Source organism: Aeromonas sp. S12(2024) (genome assembly GCF_041402305.1).
GTDB classification, from domain to species: Bacteria; Pseudomonadota; Gammaproteobacteria; order Enterobacterales; family Aeromonadaceae; genus Aeromonas; species Aeromonas veronii.
Window position 1 is genome coordinate 1 of the sequence record NZ_JBGLRB010000021.1, and the last position, 17,351, is coordinate 17,351.

Genomic DNA, 17,351 nt, shown 5'->3' on the forward strand with positions numbered 1-17,351 from the left:
TGACTGTTACCAGAATGCGTTGGCGGAGCGGGTGAACGGGATTTTGAAAGGAGAGTTATTGTTGCAAAGCCCGCAGGATTTGACGCAAGCGCGGGAAATGGTGCGTGAAGCGGTGGATATTTACAACGTGGAGCGGCCGCATCATGCGTTGAAATACAGAACCCCCGATGCGGTACATAGGGGGTTCTGAGTAGAGAAATGCTAGTTGAAAATGTGTAAACCTATTTCAGGACTAGACAGCGAATGGCGGGTTTACTCCACCAGGCTCATGCCGGGGATCTGACGCCAGTAGCCGTTGCAATCGCGATCCTGCTGCAGAACGAGGGGCTGATTGCCCTGCCGGTTGGCTTTGAAGCGAGCCACCATCTCCAGCGTCTCCATCCCTTGCGGCGAAAGCCTGACCACATCTACCAGACCTTCCATACCAGCCAGCTCGTTACCCAGGTTGTAGCAGTAACCGGACTGGGTCTGGATCCCGTTGAGATTGAACACCCGCTGCCCCTCGCGGCTGTTGGCCAGTCGTCCGGTGGGGTAGTTGATGCAGGCGAGCTCGCAGTTGTCTTTCGGTTTGTCGAGGGATCGGGCGGTAAAGCAGCGCGCCGAGTAGGCGAGCGGCAGATGGCCGTAGGCAAACACCTCCACCTCAAATTGGTCGCGCAAGGAGCCCAGATCCTGATTGAGCTGGATCAGCCAGTCACGGGAGAGCTCCACCGGCATGACCCAGCGTTTCATCCCCTGTTTGAGCAGCATGCGCAGCACATCGGCGTTATAGGCGTTGATGGCGGGACCACAGACGAAGGGGATCCCTGCCTCCCAGGCGAGTTGCACCGTACCGAGATCGTTGGCTTCGACCATCAAGTCGCCATTGTCGACCAGCCGCTTCACCTCCTTGAGTTCGGAGGGGGCGGAGATAAGGGCGAGGGTCGAGAGCACCACCTGCTTGCCGGAGCAGGCCATCTGACGGGCCAGCGCAATCCAGTCATCGACTTTGAGTTCGCGCCGTTTGCTGCAGACGGTCTCCCCCAGATAGATGATGTCGGCCTGACTGTCGGCAGCGGCATGGTAAAAGGCTTCGGTATCGGCTTTGGGCCAGTAGAAGAGCAGAGGCCCGAGAGAAAATTGCATGGGTGGACTCCTTATTGCCACTGACGATGGTAGGCGCCGAGGGTAGTCTGGCTACCTTCGGAGACGCGGGCTAGCTGGGCATCCCAATCAGCTTTAACCTGATAGGCCTCGGGATTGGCCTGATAGGCATCGATGGCTGCACGCCAGACCCGGGTCACTTGCTCCACATAAGCGGGGCTGCGCTGGCGCCCTTCAATCTTGACCGACTGGATCCCGGTCTTGAACAGCTCGGGCAGGAGACCCAGGGTATTGAGACTGGTGGGCTCTTCCAGCGCGTGGTAGGTCTGGCCATCCACGTCGAAACGCCCCTTGCAGAGGGTCGGATAGCCAGCATTTTCGCCCGGGCCATAGCGGTCGATCAGCACCTCGTTGAGCCGCGACTCGAGACCATTCGGGGTCTCTTCCCAACGGACGAACTTGGCCGGTGAGCAGGCGCCGACGGTGTTGGGACTCTCGCCAGTCATGTAGGAGGAGAGATAGCAGCGCCCCTCGGCCATGATGCAGAGGCTGCCAAAGGCGAACACCTCAAGGCCAACATCGGTTTCGCGGGCCAGTTGCTTGACCTGATGCATGGAGAGCACCCGGGGCAGCACCACCCGTGTAACATTGAATTGCTGCTGATAGAAGCGAATGGCGGCGGCATTGGTGGCGCTGGCCTGCACCGAGACATGGAGTTCCATCTCGGGGTAGTGGCGGCTGGCATATTCCAGCACGGCGAGATCGGCGATGATTAACGCATCGGCGCCGAGGGCCACCCCGCGATCAACCGCCTGTTTCCATCGAGTATCGGCCCCGGGATGGGCAAAGGTATTGATGGCAATATGCAGCTTGCGACCATGTTGATGCACATAATCTACCGCCTTCTCCAGTTTGCTGTCGGTAAAGTTGAGACCGGCAAAGTGGCGGGCATTGGTGTCATCCTTGAAACCGATATAAACGGCATCGGCCCCGTTATCCACGGCGGTTTTCAGTGCCGGCAAACTGCCTGCCGGACAGAGTAATTCCATTGGTACGCTCCGAGAGTGCATATGAAGGGCAAACGAGCCCTGATTGTATGCAGCCATGCACTCCCGCTTTTTGACCTGAGGCAGCTTTGTGTGGCTTTACCCTTCTTGAGGTAACCCTGCACAAGTTTGATTTCCAACAGGATCTTGCCACTCTCCCTGTGTTTGAATGCGCAAAAAAGGGAGTTTATCGTGTTTCAACAACTGCAATGCCGCCTGGTCGAACAGGCTCCGCGCTTCTTGCGCCATCCCCTCAAGCTGGTTCCGTTCAATCTGCAAAAGCAGCTGATGGAGAGTTTGCTGGCCCGGGTTTTCAAAGAGGCTATCGAAGATGGTGATTTCGAGTTTCTGGCAGACAAGTGGCTGAAAGTCGAAGTCTCTGATCTGGAGCTGTGCTGGTTTATCAGTGAGCAGAATGGCCAGCTGGTGGTGGCTCGCGAGTGTGACAAGGCCGGTGTCTGCTTCAGCGGTACCGCCAACGACCTGATCCTCATCGCTGGTCGCAAAGAGGATCCGGATTCGCTCTTTTTCCAGCGCAAGCTGAAGATAGAAGGGGATACCGAACTGGGCCTTGAGGTGAAAAACCTGATGGACAGTCTGGATCTCGATGGCTTGCCAAGCCTGATGAAGTATCCCCTGATGGATCTGGCGACGTTTATCGAACGCGCCCGTACCGCGTCAGCGCAGGCTCCGGTGCAGACGGCGCCGGGCGGGATCCCGTCTTAAGTGGACAATCACCCCATGGGCATGGCGACGATAATGGTGCCGTGCCCAGAGGCAACGACAGGCCCACAGACAGGGCACCAAGGCGATGAGTGCCGCAGGGGCGGGCAGCTGTGACATGGCCAGCCCCGCAGCCAGCCAGATGAAGGGCTGCGCTTCATACAGCCACTCCGGCTGTAGCCAGCGTTTGCTCGGAAAGATAATCAGATCGGTACGTCGGTAGCTAGAGCGCATCATCCAGGTCACAGCTCCGGCGATAAACAGTAAGGCGCCTGCAAACCAGAGCAGGGGCTGATCACTCAACGTAATAATGGCAATGGCTGCCAGCAGATAGAGGCTGGGCAATCTCTCATAGATAAAAGGAGGAAGCATGGCGCGGTGTCTCCTGTGCCGTTTATCGGATATCCATCAAGTTTAGTCCCCCCCTCTCACTTCCCTCATGCTGGTTTGTTATACAAACGGGTGGTTTTGTTCTGAAATGGCTCGGCTTTTACGGTGCCAACATCGTGTTCTCTTATGTTACAATTGCGCGCCATTTTTGACTGAAGATTGACTGGGCATGTTGGATCAGATTCGTATCGTTTTGGTAAACACCTCTCATACCGGCAACATGGGGTCTGCGGCCCGCGCCATGAAGACCATGGGGTTGACCCAGCTGGTATTGGTTGATCCGCAAGCCGTGCCGGATGACAATGCCTTCGCCCTGGCGGCTGGTGCCTGCGATGTGCTTGCCAATGCCCGTATCGTCCCGACACTGGACGACGCGATCGCCGATTGTGGTCTGGTGATTGGCACCAGCGCCCGCTCGCGAACCCTGAGCTGGCCGATGCTCGATCCCCGTGAGGCCGGCGAAAAGTCGGTAGTCGAGGGGATGCAGCACCCGGTCGCGCTGGTGTTTGGCCGTGAACGCACCGGTCTCACCAACGATGAATTGCAAAAGTGCCACTACCACGTGGCCATTCCGGCCAATCCCGATTACAGCTCCCTCAATCTGGCCATGGCGGTGCAGACTCTCTGCTACGAAGTGCGGATGCGCTGGCTGCAGGGGCAGGCCGCCGAGTCTGAAGATGAGATGGTCTATCCGAGTGCCGCCCAGCTGGAAGGGTTTTATCAGCACCTGGAACAAACCCTGATGAAGACCGGTTTTATTGCTGATGACCATCCGGGTCATGTGATGAGCAAGCTGCGTCGCCTGTTCAATCGGGCTCGGCCGGAAGCAGCTGAGCTCAACATTCTGCGCGGTATTCTGACCTCGGTGCAGAAAGCGCGCGTACCGGATTAATCCGACTGATTTACTCAACCATATACTTGACTGATTTGGTCGGGTATGTGACCATGTGCCCCATTAAATTGCTTCGCAAGACGGTAAGGCACATGAGACTGACTTCAAAAGGACGTTACGCTGTAACCGCCATGCTCGACGTGGCGCTGCATGCAGAGCAGGGGCCCGTCCCCCTTGCCGATATTTCCGAGCGCCAGGGCATCTCGTTGTCCTATCTCGAGCAGCTCTTTGCCCGCCTGCGCAAACATGGTCTGGTGAGCAGTGTGCGTGGCCCGGGCGGTGGTTATCGCCTCGGGTTGGCACCAGGCGAGATTTCGGTTGGTCAGGTGATCACCGCGGTCGATGAGTCGGTCGATGCCACCAAGTGCCTCGGCAAGGGCGGCTGCCACGGCGGTACCCAGTGCCTGACTCACTCCCTGTGGCGTGATCTGAGTGAGCGGATCTCCAGCTTCCTCGGGGATATCACCCTGGCCGAGCTGGTACGCCAGGCCGATGTGCGCCGCATTGCCGGCAAGCAAGATGAACAAATGAAGACCGTGTTGTCCCTGGTTGATCGGGCAGAACACGGCGATGTGAGCTTGAAAGTCCAACTATAAACGTGCTTTCCACAGCGGGACTCTGTATGACCCGGACTGTGACGGAGAAAAACATGAAACTGCCTATTTACCTTGATTATTCGGCAACCTGTCCGGTGGACCCGCGTGTCGCAGAAAAAATGATGCAGTGTCTCACCATGGATGGCCTGTTCGGCAATCCGGCTTCCCGTTCTCACCGCTTTGGCTGGCAAGCCGAAGAGGCGGTGGATCTGGCCCGTAATCAAGTGGCAGATCTGATCGGTGCCGATCCCCGCGAGATCGTCTTCACTTCCGGTGCGACCGAATCCAATAACCTGGCCATCAAGGGTGTTGCCCACTTCTATGCCAGCAAGGGCAAGCACATCATCACCTCCAAGACCGAACACAAGGCGGTGCTCGATACCTGTCGCCAGCTGGAGCGTGAAGGGTTCGAGGTGACCTATCTTGAGCCGATGCCAAACGGCCTGTTCACTATCGAGATGATCGAGAATGCCATGCGTGATGACACCATCCTGGTCAGCATCATGCATGTGAACAACGAAATCGGCGTGGTTCAGAACATTGCCGCCATCGGCGAGTTGTGCCGTTCCCGCAAGATCCTGCTGCACGTGGATGCCGTTCAGAGCGTGGGCAAGATCCCGGTAGATGTGGAAGCACTGAAAGTGGACCTGCTCTCCGTCTCTGCGCACAAGGTGTATGGTCCGAAAGGGATCGGTGCACTGTTTGTTCGCCGCAAACCCCGCGTTCGTCTGGAAGCCCAGATGCACGGCGGTGGCCACGAGCGCGGCATGCGTTCCGGTACTCTGCCGACCCACCAGATAGTCGGGATGGGCGAAGCTTTCCGCATCGCCAAAGAAGAGATGGTGAGTGAAGGCGAGCGCATCTTGGCTCTGCGCCAGCGTCTGTGGAATGGCATCAAGGATATTGAAGCCGTCTACATCAATGGCGATCTGGAGCAACGTGTTCCGGGTAACCTCAACGTCAGCTTTGCCTATGTGGAAGGGGAATCCCTCATCATGGCGCTGAAAGATTTGGCGGTCTCTTCCGGTTCGGCCTGTACCTCCGCCAGCCTGGAACCTTCCTATGTGCTGCGCGCACTGGGTCTGAACGACGAGCTGGCACACAGCTCCATCCGTTTCAGCATGGGTCGCTTCACCACCGAGGAAGAGATTGACTACGCGGTCAAGCTTATTCGTGACTCCATCGGTCGTCTGCGCGAGATGTCCCCTCTGTGGGAGATGTACAAAGACGGCGTCGATCTGAACACGGTCGAATGGGCTCATCACTGATCTATCTGGTCAGTGAGCAACAGAATTAGCAGGAGTGAGATATGGCTTACAGTGAAAAAGTAATCGACCACTACGAGAATCCTCGCAACGTCGGTGGTTTTGACAAGAATGATCCCAGCGTTGCAACCGGCATGGTCGGTGCGCCCGCCTGTGGCGACGTGATGAAGCTGCAATTGAAGATCAGCGACGAAGGCATCATCGAAGATGCCAAGTTCAAGACCTACGGCTGCGGTTCTGCCATCGCCTCCAGCTCCCTGGTGACCGAATGGGTCAAGGGCAAGACCCTGGACGAAGCGGCTGGCATCAAGAACACAGATATCGCCGAAGAGCTGGCCCTGCCACCGGTGAAGATCCACTGCTCCATTCTGGCCGAGGACGCCATCAAGGCCGCCATCGCCGATTACAAGCAGAAGAAAGGTCTCTAAGCGCCGGAGAGCAGTATGGCTATTACCATGACAGATGCCGCCGCGGCACGGGTTTCCTCTTTTCTGGCTAACCGGGGCAAGGGCATTGGCCTGCGCCTCGGCGTCAAAACCACTGGCTGCTCCGGTCTGGCCTACGTGCTTGAGTTCGTTGATGAACTGACCGATGAGGATCAGGTGTTCGAGCAGCAGGGCGTCAAGATTATTGTCGATGCCAAGAGCCTGATCCATCTGGATGGCACCGAGCTGGATTTCGTCAAGGAGGGCCTCAACGAGGGCTTCCAGTTCAACAATCCCAACGCCAAAGGCGAGTGTGGTTGCGGCGAAAGCTTCAGTGTCTGAGCTGTTTGACGTCAATGATCCTTCGTCTGTGGTTGAGCGGGTTGCCCATGACCCGTTCAACCACATCTCATTTGCCAGGGGCGAGTGAGGTTGTGGCGAACGTTTCCAAGAGGTTTGCATGAATCATTTCGAGCTGTTTGGGCTGGTTGAAGGCTTCGAGCTCGATACCCGTCAGTTGGCTGATACCTACCGCCAGCTGCAAACCCAATTCCATCCTGATCGTTTTGCCACCGCCCCCGAACGGGAGCAGCTGGCTGCGGTGCAACGTGCCGCCCAGATCAATGAAGCATTCACCACCCTCAAGGCGCCGCTGCGCCGTGCCGAGTATCTGCTCTCCCTGCGTGGCACTGATATCCGTGGTGAACAGCAGACTCTGCAAGATACCGCATTTCTGATGCAGCAGTTGGAGTGGCGCGAGCGTCTGGCCGATCTGAAAGATGACGCAGACCCTGAGCGCGCCATCAAGGATTTTCGCAGCGAGATCAGGCATGATCACCAGATGTTGATGCAGCAGCTGACCGAGTCTCTTGCCGCCGGCAGAGATCTCGTTGCCGCTGATTGCGTTCGCAAACTCAAGTTTGTCGACAAGCTCCTCGAAGAGCTGGAACGATTCGAAGACTCGCTTCTCGAGTCTTGATCCTTTAACGCTGGAAGTTTCATTACCCATGGCATTACTGCAAATCGCCGAACCCGGCCAGAGCGCTGTTCCTCATCAGCACAAACGTGCCGTCGGCATCGATCTCGGCACCACCAACTCTCTCGTCGCTGCGGTTCGCAGTGGTCACGCCGATACCCTTTGCGATGAGCAAGGGCGCGACCTGCTCCCGTCAGTCGTGCACTATCAAAGCGACGCCATTCGAGTGGGGATTGATGCCAAGCGCGAAGCGGCACTCGATCCTCACAACACCATCGTCTCGGTCAAACGGATGATGGGCAAGGCGCTGGCCGATATCGATACCCGCCAGCAGCCTTACCAGTTTGTTGCCGCCGACAATGGCATGCCGCAACTGCAAACCCGTCAGGGGCTGGTCAATCCGGTGCAGGTATCGGCCGAAATTCTCAAAAAGCTGGCCGAGCGTGGCGCCCAGACACTCGGGGGCGATCTCGATGGCGTGGTCATTACCGTGCCCGCCTATTTCGATGATGCCCAGCGTCAGGGCACCAAGGATGCGGCCCGTCTGGCCGGTCTGCACGTGCTGCGTTTGCTCAACGAGCCGACCGCGGCCGCGATCGCCTATGGCCTTGACTCCGGTCAGGAAGGGGTGATCGCGGTTTACGATCTGGGGGGCGGCACCTTCGATATCTCCATCCTGCGTCTGCACCGCGGTGTGTTCGAAGTGATGGCGACCGGCGGCGATTCCGCCCTCGGCGGTGATGATTTTGATCACCTGCTGGCGGACTGGATCAAGGAGCAGGCGGGCCTCTCCTGTGAGCTGGATGCCCATCTGCAGCGCGAGCTGCTGGATGTGGCCGCTGCCGTCAAACACGGTCTGACCGATGCCGAGCAGGTGGCGTGCACCTTTGCCGGCTGGCAGGGTTCAGTGAGCCGTAGCCAGTTTGATGAACTCATTGAGCCGCTGGTGAAACGCACTCTGCTGGCCTGCCGCCGCGCCTTGCGCGATGCGGGTCTCGAGCAGGTGGAAGTGCTGGAGGTAGTGATGGTGGGAGGCTCCACCCGGGTGCCGCTGGTGCGCGAGATGGTGGGCGAGTTCTTTGGTCGCACGCCGCTCACCAGTATCGATCCCGACAAGGTGGTGGCCATCGGCGCCGCTGTTCAAGCCGATATTCTGGTGGGCAACAAGCCCGATGCCGAGATGCTGCTGCTGGACGTCATCCCGCTCTCCCTGGGTCTTGAGACCATGGGGGGGCTCGCCGAGAAGGTGATCCCGCGCAATACCACCATACCGGTGGCCCGCGCCCAGGAGTTCACCACCTTCAAGGATGGTCAGACTGCGATGGCCATCCACGTGGTGCAGGGCGAGCGTGAGTTGGTGGCCGATTGCCGCTCCCTGGCCCGTTTTACCCTGACCGGTATTCCGCCGATGGCCGCCGGTGCCGCCCATATTCGCGTCACCTTCCAGGTGGATGCGGATGGTCTGCTCTCGGTCAGCGCCATGGAGAAATCCTCCGGCGTGCAGGCCGAGATCCAGGTCAAGCCCTCTTACGGGCTGGCGGAGCAGGATATCCTCAACATGCTGAGTGCCTCCATCGAGAACGCCCAGCAGGATATGGATGCCCGCATGCTGGCCGAGCAGCAGGTTGAAGCCGACCGGGTGGTCGAGAGTCTCAATGCGGCGCTGGCCGCCGATGGCGATGCCCTGCTAAATGCTGCCGAGCGTGCCGAGATTGATGCCGCCATCGCCCATCTGCTGACCATGCGCAACAGCGGCGCAACCCATCAAATCAAAGAAGCCATTGAGGCAGCCGATGCTGTCAGTGGCGAGTTTGCAGCCCGCCGGATGGACGCCTCCATCCGCAAGGTGCTGACCGGACAAAACGTCAACAAGGTGTAATATGCCAAAACTGATCATTCTTCCTCATCCCGTACTCTGTCCGGATGGCGCCGCCCTCGAGGGGCAAAGCGGCGAGACCATTCTGGATGTGGCGCTGCGCAACGGTATCGAAATCGAGCATGCCTGCGAGAAATCCTGTGCCTGCACTACCTGCCACTGCGTGGTGCGCGAGGGCTTTGACTCGCTCGAGCCAAGTGACGAGCTGGAAGACGACATGCTGGACAAAGCGTGGGGGCTGGAGCCGGAATCGCGCCTCAGCTGCCAGGCAAAACTGGCGGACGAGGATCTGGTGGTGGAACTGCCCAAGTACACCCTGAACCTTGCCTCTGAACGCCATTAATTACACATGAGTGAATTGCACGTGCAGCATCCTGTGGTGCTTCAGTGATATGGTGGAAGGCCGTGACCCTCGGGGGCACGGCCTTTTTTGTATTCGTTATTCTCTCTTTGCCAATAAGCTCTTTCCCATAAAGAGTGCTTATACATAGTGCCAGTAAAAAGGAAGCAAACACGATGGCTGACATGATGAAGGTAGCGTTATCCACCCAGGCTGCGGCCGCCTATTGGGGCGAGGGCGCCCAGCTCAGTTTCAATGGCGACGAGGCACTGATCCATCTTGGTGCCGCCGGTCAGGAGAAGGATGTTCTGCGCACCGTTCAGCGCGCCGCCCGTCGCCTCGAATCGAGCGGGATCAAGCGGGTGACGCTGGTCGGTGAAGGCTGGGATCTGGAGCGTCGCTACGCGTTCGCCCAGGGGTTCTACGCCGCCAAGGGAGCGCGTGAACTGGATTTTGGCCAGCAGAGCGACGCGGAAGCCCGTGAACTGGATGCGCTGCTCAAGGCGGCTCGCTGGGTACGTGACATCACCAATGGCTGTCCGGAAGAGATCTACCCCATGAGTTTGGCGGAATCGGCCCTGTTGCTCATTCGTGGTCTGGCCGGGGATCAGGTTACTGCCCGCATCACCGCCGGTGAAGCGCTGCGCGAGTCCGGCCATATCGGGATCTGGTCGGTTGGCCGTGGCAGCGAGCGCGAGCCTGTGCTGCTGGAGCTAGACTACAACCCGACCGGTGATCGCAATGCGCCCGTGGTGGCGGCGCTGGTGGGCAAGGGGATCACTTTCGATTCCGGTGGCTACTCCATGAAGTCCTCTGACAACATGCTGCCGATGAAGTCCGATATGGGCGGTGCCGCCATGGTGACCGGCGCGTTGGCGCTGGCTATCAGCCGCGGTCTGAACCAGCGGGTGAAGCTCATTCTCTGCTGCGCCGAGAACCTGGTCTCCGGCCACGCCTTCAAGCTGGGCGACATCCTCACTTACAAGAATGGGGTTTCGGTCGAGATCCAGAACACCGATGCGGAAGGTCGTCTGGTGCTGGCAGATGGCCTGATGGCGGCCTCCGACAGCGGTGCGGCTTATATCCTTGACGCAGCCACCCTGACCGGCGCCGCCAAGATGGCGCTGGGGCGCGATTATAATGCGGTGTTTGCCCTCGATGAGACCGAACAGCAGCGTGCGCTGGCCGCCGCCAAGGTGGAAAACGAGCAGGCGTGGGCGCTGCCGCTGGAGCCCTGGCATGCCAGCCAGCTCACCTCGGCCTTTGCCGATCTGGGCAACGTCGCCTCGGCAGAAGGCACGGCCGGTGCCACCACGGCTGCTGCGTTCCTTTCCCGTTTCGTACGTGATGAGGGCAAGGGTTGGGTGCACTTGGATCTGGCAGCCTCTTATCAGAAATCGGGCAATGATCTCTGGGCGACCGGCGCCAAGGGGCACGGTCTGCGTACCATCGCCCGCTGGCTGCAGGAGGTGACCGCATGAATGTCTGGCTGAGTCGTGAATTTGCACCGGCCGAGTGGGGGGAGGGGGCGCTGCTCTCTCACCGTGCCGACGGCATGGTGATCCATCTGGTGACGGCCAATCCGCTGCTCGATATCCAGCAGGCGGCCCGTCGCCTCTGCCAGCAGGGGATCCAGAAAGTGACCCTGGCTGGTCACTGGGAGCGTGAACAGCAGTGGGCTTTTGCCCAAGGGCTGCAAACCCCCAAGGCGGAGGTGCAACTGCAGTGGGCCATGTCCTCGGAAGAGGACAGAGAGGAGCTGGAAGCGCGTTGGCTCTGCGGCCGCTGGGTGCGCGAGATGACCAATGCCACCCCGGAGCAGTTGGGCCCGCTGGAGCTGGCGGTGGAAGCGGCCTCCTTTATTACCGAGCTGGCGCCGGACAAGGTGAGTCATCGCATTTTGAAAGGCGAAGCGCTGCAACAGGCGGGCTGGGTCGGCCTCTATCAGGTGGGCCGCGGCAGTGTGCGTGAACCGGTATTGCTGGAGCTCGACTTCAACCCGGGGCGTGACCCCAAGGCGCCGGTAGCGGCAGCGCTGGTGGGCAAGGGGATCACCTTTGACTCCGGCGGCTACTCCATGAAGAGCTCCGAGGGGATGCTCACCATGAAGTGCGACATGGGTGGTGCGGCGATTGTCACCGGTGCGCTGGCGCTGGCTATGCTGCGCGGGCTCGATAAGCGGGTGAAGCTGATCCTCTGCTGCGCTGAGAACCTGGTCTCCGGCCACGCCTACAAGCTGGGCGACATCCTCACCTACAAGAACGGCACCACGGTCGAGATTGTGAATACCGATGCCGAGGGACGGCTGGTGCTGGCCGACGGCCTGCAACTGGCGAGCGAGTCCGGCGCACCGCTGATCATCGATGCCGCGACCCTGACCGGCGCTGCCGTGATGGCGCTGGGTGGGCGCTACAATGCCCTATTTGGCCTCGATAAAGGGCTGGTAAGCCGGGCCATGACCTATGCCGATGCCGAGCATGAGCCTGCCTGGCCGCTGCCGCTGGAGCTCTGGCACCGCCAGCAGTGCCCCTCCCATTATGCCGACACGGCCAACAGCCGTCCGGTGAAGGGGGGCGGGCCGGGTGGCGCCTCCAACGCGGCAGGTTTCCTCTCCCGTTTCGTTGCCAACGAAGGGATGGGCTGGCTGCATATCGATCTGGCCGCCTGCTTCAGTGACAACGGCGATGCCCTCTGGGCGCCGGGGGCCAATACCCTGGGGATGCGCACCATAGCGCGGGCCTTGCTGGCGGAAGCCAAATAGGCGAGACAAGGCACCTTCGGGTGCCTTTTTCATGCTGTTCGAATTGTGAACAAAAGATGGGGTTTTGGCGGCTTAAGGTAACTATCGTGCGCAAGCGCACATATTTTCCGGCTCTGCTCGGTCAAGATGAGTGTGGATGTTGATTGCAAGGGAGTGATGTTTAATAAAAAGTTGCTCGTTTGTGTGTTTTTCCGGTTTTTGTTTACGTATAATCGCCAGCGAACATGGATTCTAACAATAAAACTCTGTAGTTAAGGAAAGATATCAATGGCCATCGAACGTACCTTCTCTATCGTTAAACCGGATGCTGTCAGCAAGAACCTGATCGGTGCCATCTATAGCCGTTTCGAAAGCGCAGGCTTGAAAGTGGTGGCATCCAAAATGCTGCACATGAGCAGTGAACAGGCTGCCGGTTTCTATGCCGAGCATCAGGGCAAGCCTTTTTATGACAATCTGGTCAGCTTCATGACCTCTGGCCCTGTCATGGTGCAGGTGCTGGAAGGGGAAGACGCCATCCGTCGCAATCGCGAGATCATGGGTGCTACCAACCCGAAAGAGGCGCTGGCTGGTACCTTGCGTGCCTGTTATGCCGAGAGCATCGATCGCAACGCAGTACATGGCTCCGATGCACCGGCATCCGCTGCCCGCGAAATTGCCTACTTCTTCTCTGACAACGAGATCTGCCCGCGCGGCTGATTTTTGTGGATGATGACCCAAGGGAGCCTCGGCTCCCTTTGTTGTTTTCGCCGTTTAAGCAATATCCCTCTATTCTCCAGGTGGAAAGCCAGACCCATTATTTGTACAATGCCGCCCCCTGACGTCGTCAGCCAATAATTGATGAAGTGTTTGAACTGAGGCCATTGATGAGCGAAACAAAAATCAACCTGCTGGATCTTGATCGGGATGCCATGCGTGCCTTTTTCGTCGAACTGGGCGAGAAGCCATTCCGGGCAGATCAGGTCATGAAGTGGATCTATCACTTTGGGTGTGATGATTTCGATCAGATGACCAACGTCAACAAGGTGCTCAAAGAGCGCCTCAAGGCGATCGCCGAGATCAAGGCGCCCGAGATCAGCCGCGAGCAGCGCTCTGCCGATGGCACCATCAAGTGGGCTCTGCAGGTGGGCGATCAGGAGGTAGAGACCGTCTACATCCCGGAAGATGACCGCGCGACCCTCTGCGTCTCCTCTCAAGTTGGCTGTGCGCTGGAGTGCAAGTTCTGCTCCACGGCTCAACAAGGCTTCAACCGCAATCTGAAAGTCTCCGAGATCATCGGTCAGGTGTGGCGTGCGGCCCGCGTGGTCGGTGGCAAGCGTCCCATCACCAACGTGGTGATGATGGGGATGGGCGAGCCGCTGCTCAACCTCGCCAACGTGGTGCCCGCCATGCGTCTGATGATGGATGACTACGGCTTTGGCATCTCCAAGCGCAGGGTGACCATCTCCACCTCTGGCGTGGTACCTGCGCTGGACAAGCTGGGTGACCAGATCGACGTGGCGCTGGCTATCTCCCTGCACGCCCCGAACGACAAGTTGCGTTCAGAGATCATGCCGATCAACGACAAGTACAACATCGAGGAGTTCCTCGCCGGTGTCCGTCGTTACCTGGCCAAATCCAATGCCAATGGTGGTCGGGTGACCGTCGAATATGTGCTGCTCGATCATATCAATGACGATATGCAGCATGCTCACGAGCTGGCCAAGGTGCTCAAGGATACCCCGAGCAAGATCAATCTGATCCCGTTCAACCCCTTCCCGGGCAACCCTTACGGCAAGCCGAGCAACAGCCGTATCGATCGCTTCTCCAAGGTGCTGATGGAGTACGGTTTCACCGTGATTGTCCGCAAGACCCGTGGTGATGACATCGATGCCGCCTGTGGTCAGCTGGTGGGTGACGTGATTGACCGTACCAAGCGAACTATCAAAAATCGGATGCAACAGGATGGGATTTCCGTCAAAATGGTTTAAATGCTAAGCCATTGTATAGACAGGGAATGGATACACGTACATTGATCGTAGTGGCAGCGCTCTGCGCGCTGCCAGGCTGTGTGACCGAGACCACTTACGCTGGCCAGAACTCGACCCAGCGTGAAGTGGGTCCTGACCTCAAGGCGGCTGCCCAAACCCGCCTCGACCTGGGTATTCAGTACCTGCGTCAGGGCAATGCCGAGCAGGCCAAGTTCAATCTTGACCGCGCCCTCCAGTATGACCCCTCCAACCCCCAGATCCAGATCGGTTTTGCCTACTTTTACCAGAAGGTAGGAGATTTCAAGGCAGCCGAGACCCATTACAAGAACGCCCTTGCCATGGATCCGTCCAATGCTGACGCAATGAACAACTATGGTGCCTTCCTCTGTGATCGCGGCAGGTATGCCGAGGCAGATCAGGCGTTCAACCAGGCTGTTATTCAGCCAGGCTATGTAAAAATTGCCGATACCTATGAAAATGCGGCACTTTGTGCGCTGCAAAATCGCAGAAATGATAAAGCAGGCGAGTACTATCGCCTGGCCTTGGGGTATAATCCCCGCAATCCAGGGTTATTGCTGGACTTGGCCGAGCTTTCCATGAAAGATGGCAAGCTGCCTGATGTGCAGTCCTACCTCGCCCGTTTTGCCGATGTGTCAGACGAGAACGAGGAGAGTCTCTGGTTGAGACTTCGGCTGGCACAGGCGATGGACAAGCCGGCATTACTTCACCAATTCGGGACTGAGCTGGTAAGGCAATATCCCACTTCGCAACAAGCCAAGCGTTATTTAGCCAATGACTATTGAACAGCAACACGATTTCCAAGACGACTCCCAGGCAGTAGGCCCAGGCCAATTGCTGCGCAACGCCCGTGAACAGCTTGGCTGGACACGAGAACAGGTTGCGTCCCGCATTCACCTTCGTCTGACCCTGATCGCCGCTATCGAATCGGATACCTACGACAAGCACACGTCCCATACCTTTATTCGGGGCTATTTGCGTACCTATGCCAAGCTGGTCGGGATCCCCGACGAGACCATTCTGGCCGCTTACGACAAGCTGGGTCTGACCCCTCCTGACAATATCGACATGCAGAGCTTCTCTCGTCGCTCCCGCCAGCAAGCCAACGACAGTCGGCTCAAGGTGGTGACCTGGCTGGTGATCCTGGTGTTGATTGCGCTCTCGGTCGCCTGGTGGTGGCAGAGTACTTCCCGTCGCTCCGCCGGTGATGAAGCGCTGGCAGCCACCGAGATGAGTGCAACCAGTTCGACTCCGGCTGAACCTGCTATCACGCCGCCCGATGCGATCAACACCGCTCCGGTGGAAGGCGCTACCATCGCACCGGCCGCCACGGACGTGGCTGCCCCTGCAGTGGTCTCTGATGCGACGGCTACCCTGGCGCCTGCTTCTGCGGCTGTTGCCCCGGACGATGTTAGCGCGGCTGTCGGCACTGCGACCGATGCAGCGGTATCCGGCGCCAATGGCACCGAATCTGAAGAGGCTGTCGTTGATCCGGCGACGGCGCCGCAACTGAAGATGAGCTTCACCGCCGATTGCTGGCTTGATGTGAAGGATGCCAACGGCAAGACCCTGTTCAGTGGTCTGAAGAAGGCCAACGACGAGCTGGTGCTGGAAGGCGCCGAGCCCCTGAAGTTCATCATTGGCGCGCCCATGGCCGTCAAGCTTGACTACAAGGGTCAGTCGTTTGATATGAGCCGTTACAACAACGGTCGTACAGCCCGCTTCTCACTGCCGCAGGAGTAATCTGTTTCCCATGTCTTCTCACGAATCACCCATCATTCGTCGTAAATCCAGACAGATCATGGTTGGTAATGTACCGGTTGGGGGCGATGCCCCCATTACCGTGCAGACCATGACCAACACCAAGACCACAGATGTCGCCGCCACCATCGAGCAGATCCAGCGGATCGAGCGGGTCGGTGCCGATATCGTCCGTGTCTCCGTGCCCACCATGGAAGCGGCGGAAGCCTTCCGGCTGATCAAACAGCAGACCCGCATCCCCATCGTTGCCGATATCCACTTCGACTATCGCATCGCCCTGAAAGTGGCCGAGTACGGTGCCGATTGCCTGCGTATCAACCCGGGCAACATCGGCAATGAGCTGCGGGTGCGCTCGGTGGTCGATTGCGCGCGCGACCTCAATATCCCGATCCGTATCGGGGTCAATGGCGGGTCGCTGGAGAAAGATATTCAGGAGAAGTACGGCGAGCCGACCCCAGAGGCGCTGGTAGAGTCCGCCATGCGTCACGTGGACTATCTCGATCGTCTCGATTTCCAGGATTTCAAGGTGAGCGTCAAGGCATCCGATGTGTTCCTGGCTGTAGGTGCCTATCGCCTGCTGGCCAAGCAGATCGAGCAGCCGCTGCACCTTGGCATCACCGAAGCGGGCGGTTTCCGTGCCGGTGCGGTGAAGTCTGCCATCGGTCTGGGCATGCTGCTCACCGACGGCATCGGCGATACCCTGCGTATCTCGCTGGCGGCGGATCCGGTGGAGGAGGTGAAGGTCGGTTTCGATATCCTCAAATCCCTGCGTATTCGCTCCCGTGGCATCAACTTTATCGCTTGCCCATCCTGCTCACGGCAGGAGTTCGATGTGATCGCCACCGTCAATGCGCTGGAAGAGCGGCTCGAAGACATCATCACACCGATGGATGTTTCCATCATCGGCTGTGTGGTGAACGGGCCGGGTGAAGCGCTGGTCTCCGACCTTGGTCTGGCGGGTGCCGCCAACAAGAGTGCCTTCTATGAAGGGGGCCAGCGGGTCGATCGGCTCGACAACAAGGATCTCATTCCAACTCTGGAGCGCCGCATTCGCGCCCGCGCCGCCATGCTGGATCCCGCCAACCGGATCCCGATGGACAAGGAGTGAGCGAAACAGGGCCACATTGGGTGGCCCTTTTTCCAGGTGACTGATTTTAAATCCCGCATCCGGATTCCCTGATTTTACCTTGGGGGGGAAAATCCCTATAATGCGGCCAAATTTTACCTCTTTT

Annotated in this window: 20 protein-coding genes; 17 read left to right on the forward strand and 3 right to left on the reverse strand. The window is 58.5% G+C overall.

Annotated elements, in window-relative coordinates:
- On the forward strand, positions 1–190 hold a 190-nt coding region (locus tag ACB035_RS17720; RefSeq protein WP_371167820.1), incomplete at its 5' end, for an integrase core domain-containing protein.
- Positions 191–252: 62 nt separating this feature from the next.
- Here ACB035_RS17720 and ACB035_RS17725 read toward each other — a convergent pair.
- Both ACB035_RS17725 and ACB035_RS17730 read right to left on the reverse strand, forming a co-directional pair.
- A complete protein-coding gene (locus ACB035_RS17725) occupies positions 253–1,125 on the reverse strand; it encodes a U32 family peptidase (RefSeq protein WP_371167821.1) in 873 nt (290 codons plus the stop codon).
- An 11-nt stretch (positions 1,126–1,136) separates the two neighbouring features.
- Positions 1,137–2,132, reverse strand: a complete 996-nt coding sequence (locus ACB035_RS17730; RefSeq protein ID WP_371167822.1) for a peptidase U32 family protein — start codon at positions 2,130–2,132, stop codon at positions 1,137–1,139.
- Positions 2,133–2,321: 189 nt separating this feature from the next.
- Between ACB035_RS17730 and ACB035_RS17735 the strand changes: the two genes are divergently transcribed.
- Positions 2,322–2,855, forward strand: a complete 534-nt coding sequence (locus ACB035_RS17735; RefSeq protein WP_371167823.1) for an SCP2 domain-containing protein — start codon at positions 2,322–2,324, stop codon at positions 2,853–2,855.
- Here the strand turns inward: ACB035_RS17735 and ACB035_RS17740 are convergent.
- On the reverse strand, positions 2,808–3,224 hold the full coding sequence (locus ACB035_RS17740; RefSeq protein WP_005359788.1) for a hypothetical protein: 417 nt from the start codon (positions 3,222–3,224) through the stop codon (positions 2,808–2,810). The genes ACB035_RS17735 and ACB035_RS17740 overlap by 48 nt on opposite strands.
- A gap of 187 nt (positions 3,225–3,411) precedes the next feature.
- Between ACB035_RS17740 and trmJ the strand changes: the two genes are divergently transcribed.
- The 15 genes from trmJ (at position 3,412) to ispG (ending at position 17,227) form a co-directional block, all read left to right on the forward strand.
- Positions 3,412–4,134: a tRNA (cytosine(32)/uridine(32)-2'-O)-methyltransferase TrmJ gene (gene trmJ, locus ACB035_RS17745; protein WP_371167824.1), complete on the forward strand. Its 723-nt coding sequence runs from the start codon at positions 3,412–3,414 to the stop codon at positions 4,132–4,134.
- 92 nt (positions 4,135–4,226) lie between these two features.
- Entirely contained in the window at positions 4,227–4,730 is a 504-nt protein-coding gene (iscR, locus tag ACB035_RS17750; protein WP_026035025.1) for a Fe-S cluster assembly transcriptional regulator IscR, read from the forward strand.
- Between the two features lie 53 nt (positions 4,731–4,783).
- Entirely contained in the window at positions 4,784–5,998 is a 1,215-nt protein-coding gene (locus ACB035_RS17755; RefSeq protein ID WP_013723838.1) for an IscS subfamily cysteine desulfurase, read from the forward strand.
- Between the two features lie 41 nt (positions 5,999–6,039).
- Complete coding sequence (gene iscU, locus ACB035_RS17760; RefSeq protein ID WP_005333813.1) at positions 6,040–6,423, forward strand: Fe-S cluster assembly scaffold IscU; 384 nt, start codon at positions 6,040–6,042, stop codon at positions 6,421–6,423.
- Positions 6,424–6,438: 15 nt separating this feature from the next.
- Positions 6,439–6,762: an iron-sulfur cluster assembly protein IscA gene (gene iscA, locus ACB035_RS17765; RefSeq protein WP_005333812.1), complete on the forward strand. Its 324-nt coding sequence runs from the start codon at positions 6,439–6,441 to the stop codon at positions 6,760–6,762.
- A gap of 118 nt (positions 6,763–6,880) precedes the next feature.
- Positions 6,881–7,399, forward strand: a complete 519-nt coding sequence (gene hscB / locus ACB035_RS17770; RefSeq protein ID WP_005351031.1) for a co-chaperone HscB — start codon at positions 6,881–6,883, stop codon at positions 7,397–7,399.
- A gap of 28 nt (positions 7,400–7,427) precedes the next feature.
- Complete coding sequence (gene hscA, locus ACB035_RS17775; RefSeq protein ID WP_371167825.1) at positions 7,428–9,275, forward strand: Fe-S protein assembly chaperone HscA; 1,848 nt, start codon at positions 7,428–7,430, stop codon at positions 9,273–9,275.
- Position 9,276: 1 nt separating this feature from the next.
- On the forward strand, positions 9,277–9,615 hold the full coding sequence (gene fdx / locus ACB035_RS17780) for an ISC system 2Fe-2S type ferredoxin (RefSeq protein ID WP_005333808.1): 339 nt from the start codon (positions 9,277–9,279) through the stop codon (positions 9,613–9,615).
- 173 nt (positions 9,616–9,788) lie between these two features.
- Complete coding sequence (pepB, locus tag ACB035_RS17785) at positions 9,789–11,093, forward strand: aminopeptidase PepB (RefSeq protein WP_042056142.1); 1,305 nt, start codon at positions 9,789–9,791, stop codon at positions 11,091–11,093.
- Complete coding sequence (pepB, locus tag ACB035_RS17790; protein ID WP_371167826.1) at positions 11,090–12,373, forward strand: aminopeptidase PepB; 1,284 nt, start codon at positions 11,090–11,092, stop codon at positions 12,371–12,373. Before pepB (ACB035_RS17785) ends, pepB (ACB035_RS17790) begins: the two co-directional genes overlap by 4 nt.
- A gap of 267 nt (positions 12,374–12,640) precedes the next feature.
- On the forward strand, positions 12,641–13,069 hold the full coding sequence (gene ndk, locus ACB035_RS17795; RefSeq protein WP_005333805.1) for a nucleoside-diphosphate kinase: 429 nt from the start codon (positions 12,641–12,643) through the stop codon (positions 13,067–13,069).
- 167 nt (positions 13,070–13,236) lie between these two features.
- Positions 13,237–14,340 carry a bifunctional tRNA (adenosine(37)-C2)-methyltransferase TrmG/ribosomal RNA large subunit methyltransferase RlmN gene (locus ACB035_RS17800; RefSeq protein WP_005344856.1) on the forward strand — a complete coding sequence of 368 codons (1,104 nt, stop codon included), beginning with the start codon at positions 13,237–13,239 and terminating at the stop codon, positions 14,338–14,340.
- An 11-nt stretch (positions 14,341–14,351) separates the two neighbouring features.
- On the forward strand, positions 14,352–15,143 hold the full coding sequence (tapF, locus tag ACB035_RS17805) for a PilW family type IVa pilus biogenesis/stability lipoprotein TapF (RefSeq protein WP_085943024.1): 792 nt from the start codon (positions 14,352–14,354) through the stop codon (positions 15,141–15,143).
- Positions 15,133–16,101: a cytoskeleton protein RodZ gene (rodZ, locus tag ACB035_RS17810; protein ID WP_257701278.1), complete on the forward strand. Its 969-nt coding sequence runs from the start codon at positions 15,133–15,135 to the stop codon at positions 16,099–16,101. The genes tapF and rodZ overlap by 11 nt, the downstream gene beginning before the upstream one ends.
- Positions 16,102–16,111: 10 nt before the next feature.
- Positions 16,112–17,227, forward strand: a complete 1,116-nt coding sequence (ispG, locus tag ACB035_RS17815; RefSeq protein WP_088869220.1) for a flavodoxin-dependent (E)-4-hydroxy-3-methylbut-2-enyl-diphosphate synthase — start codon at positions 16,112–16,114, stop codon at positions 17,225–17,227.
- Positions 17,228–17,351: the final 124 nt, after the last annotated feature.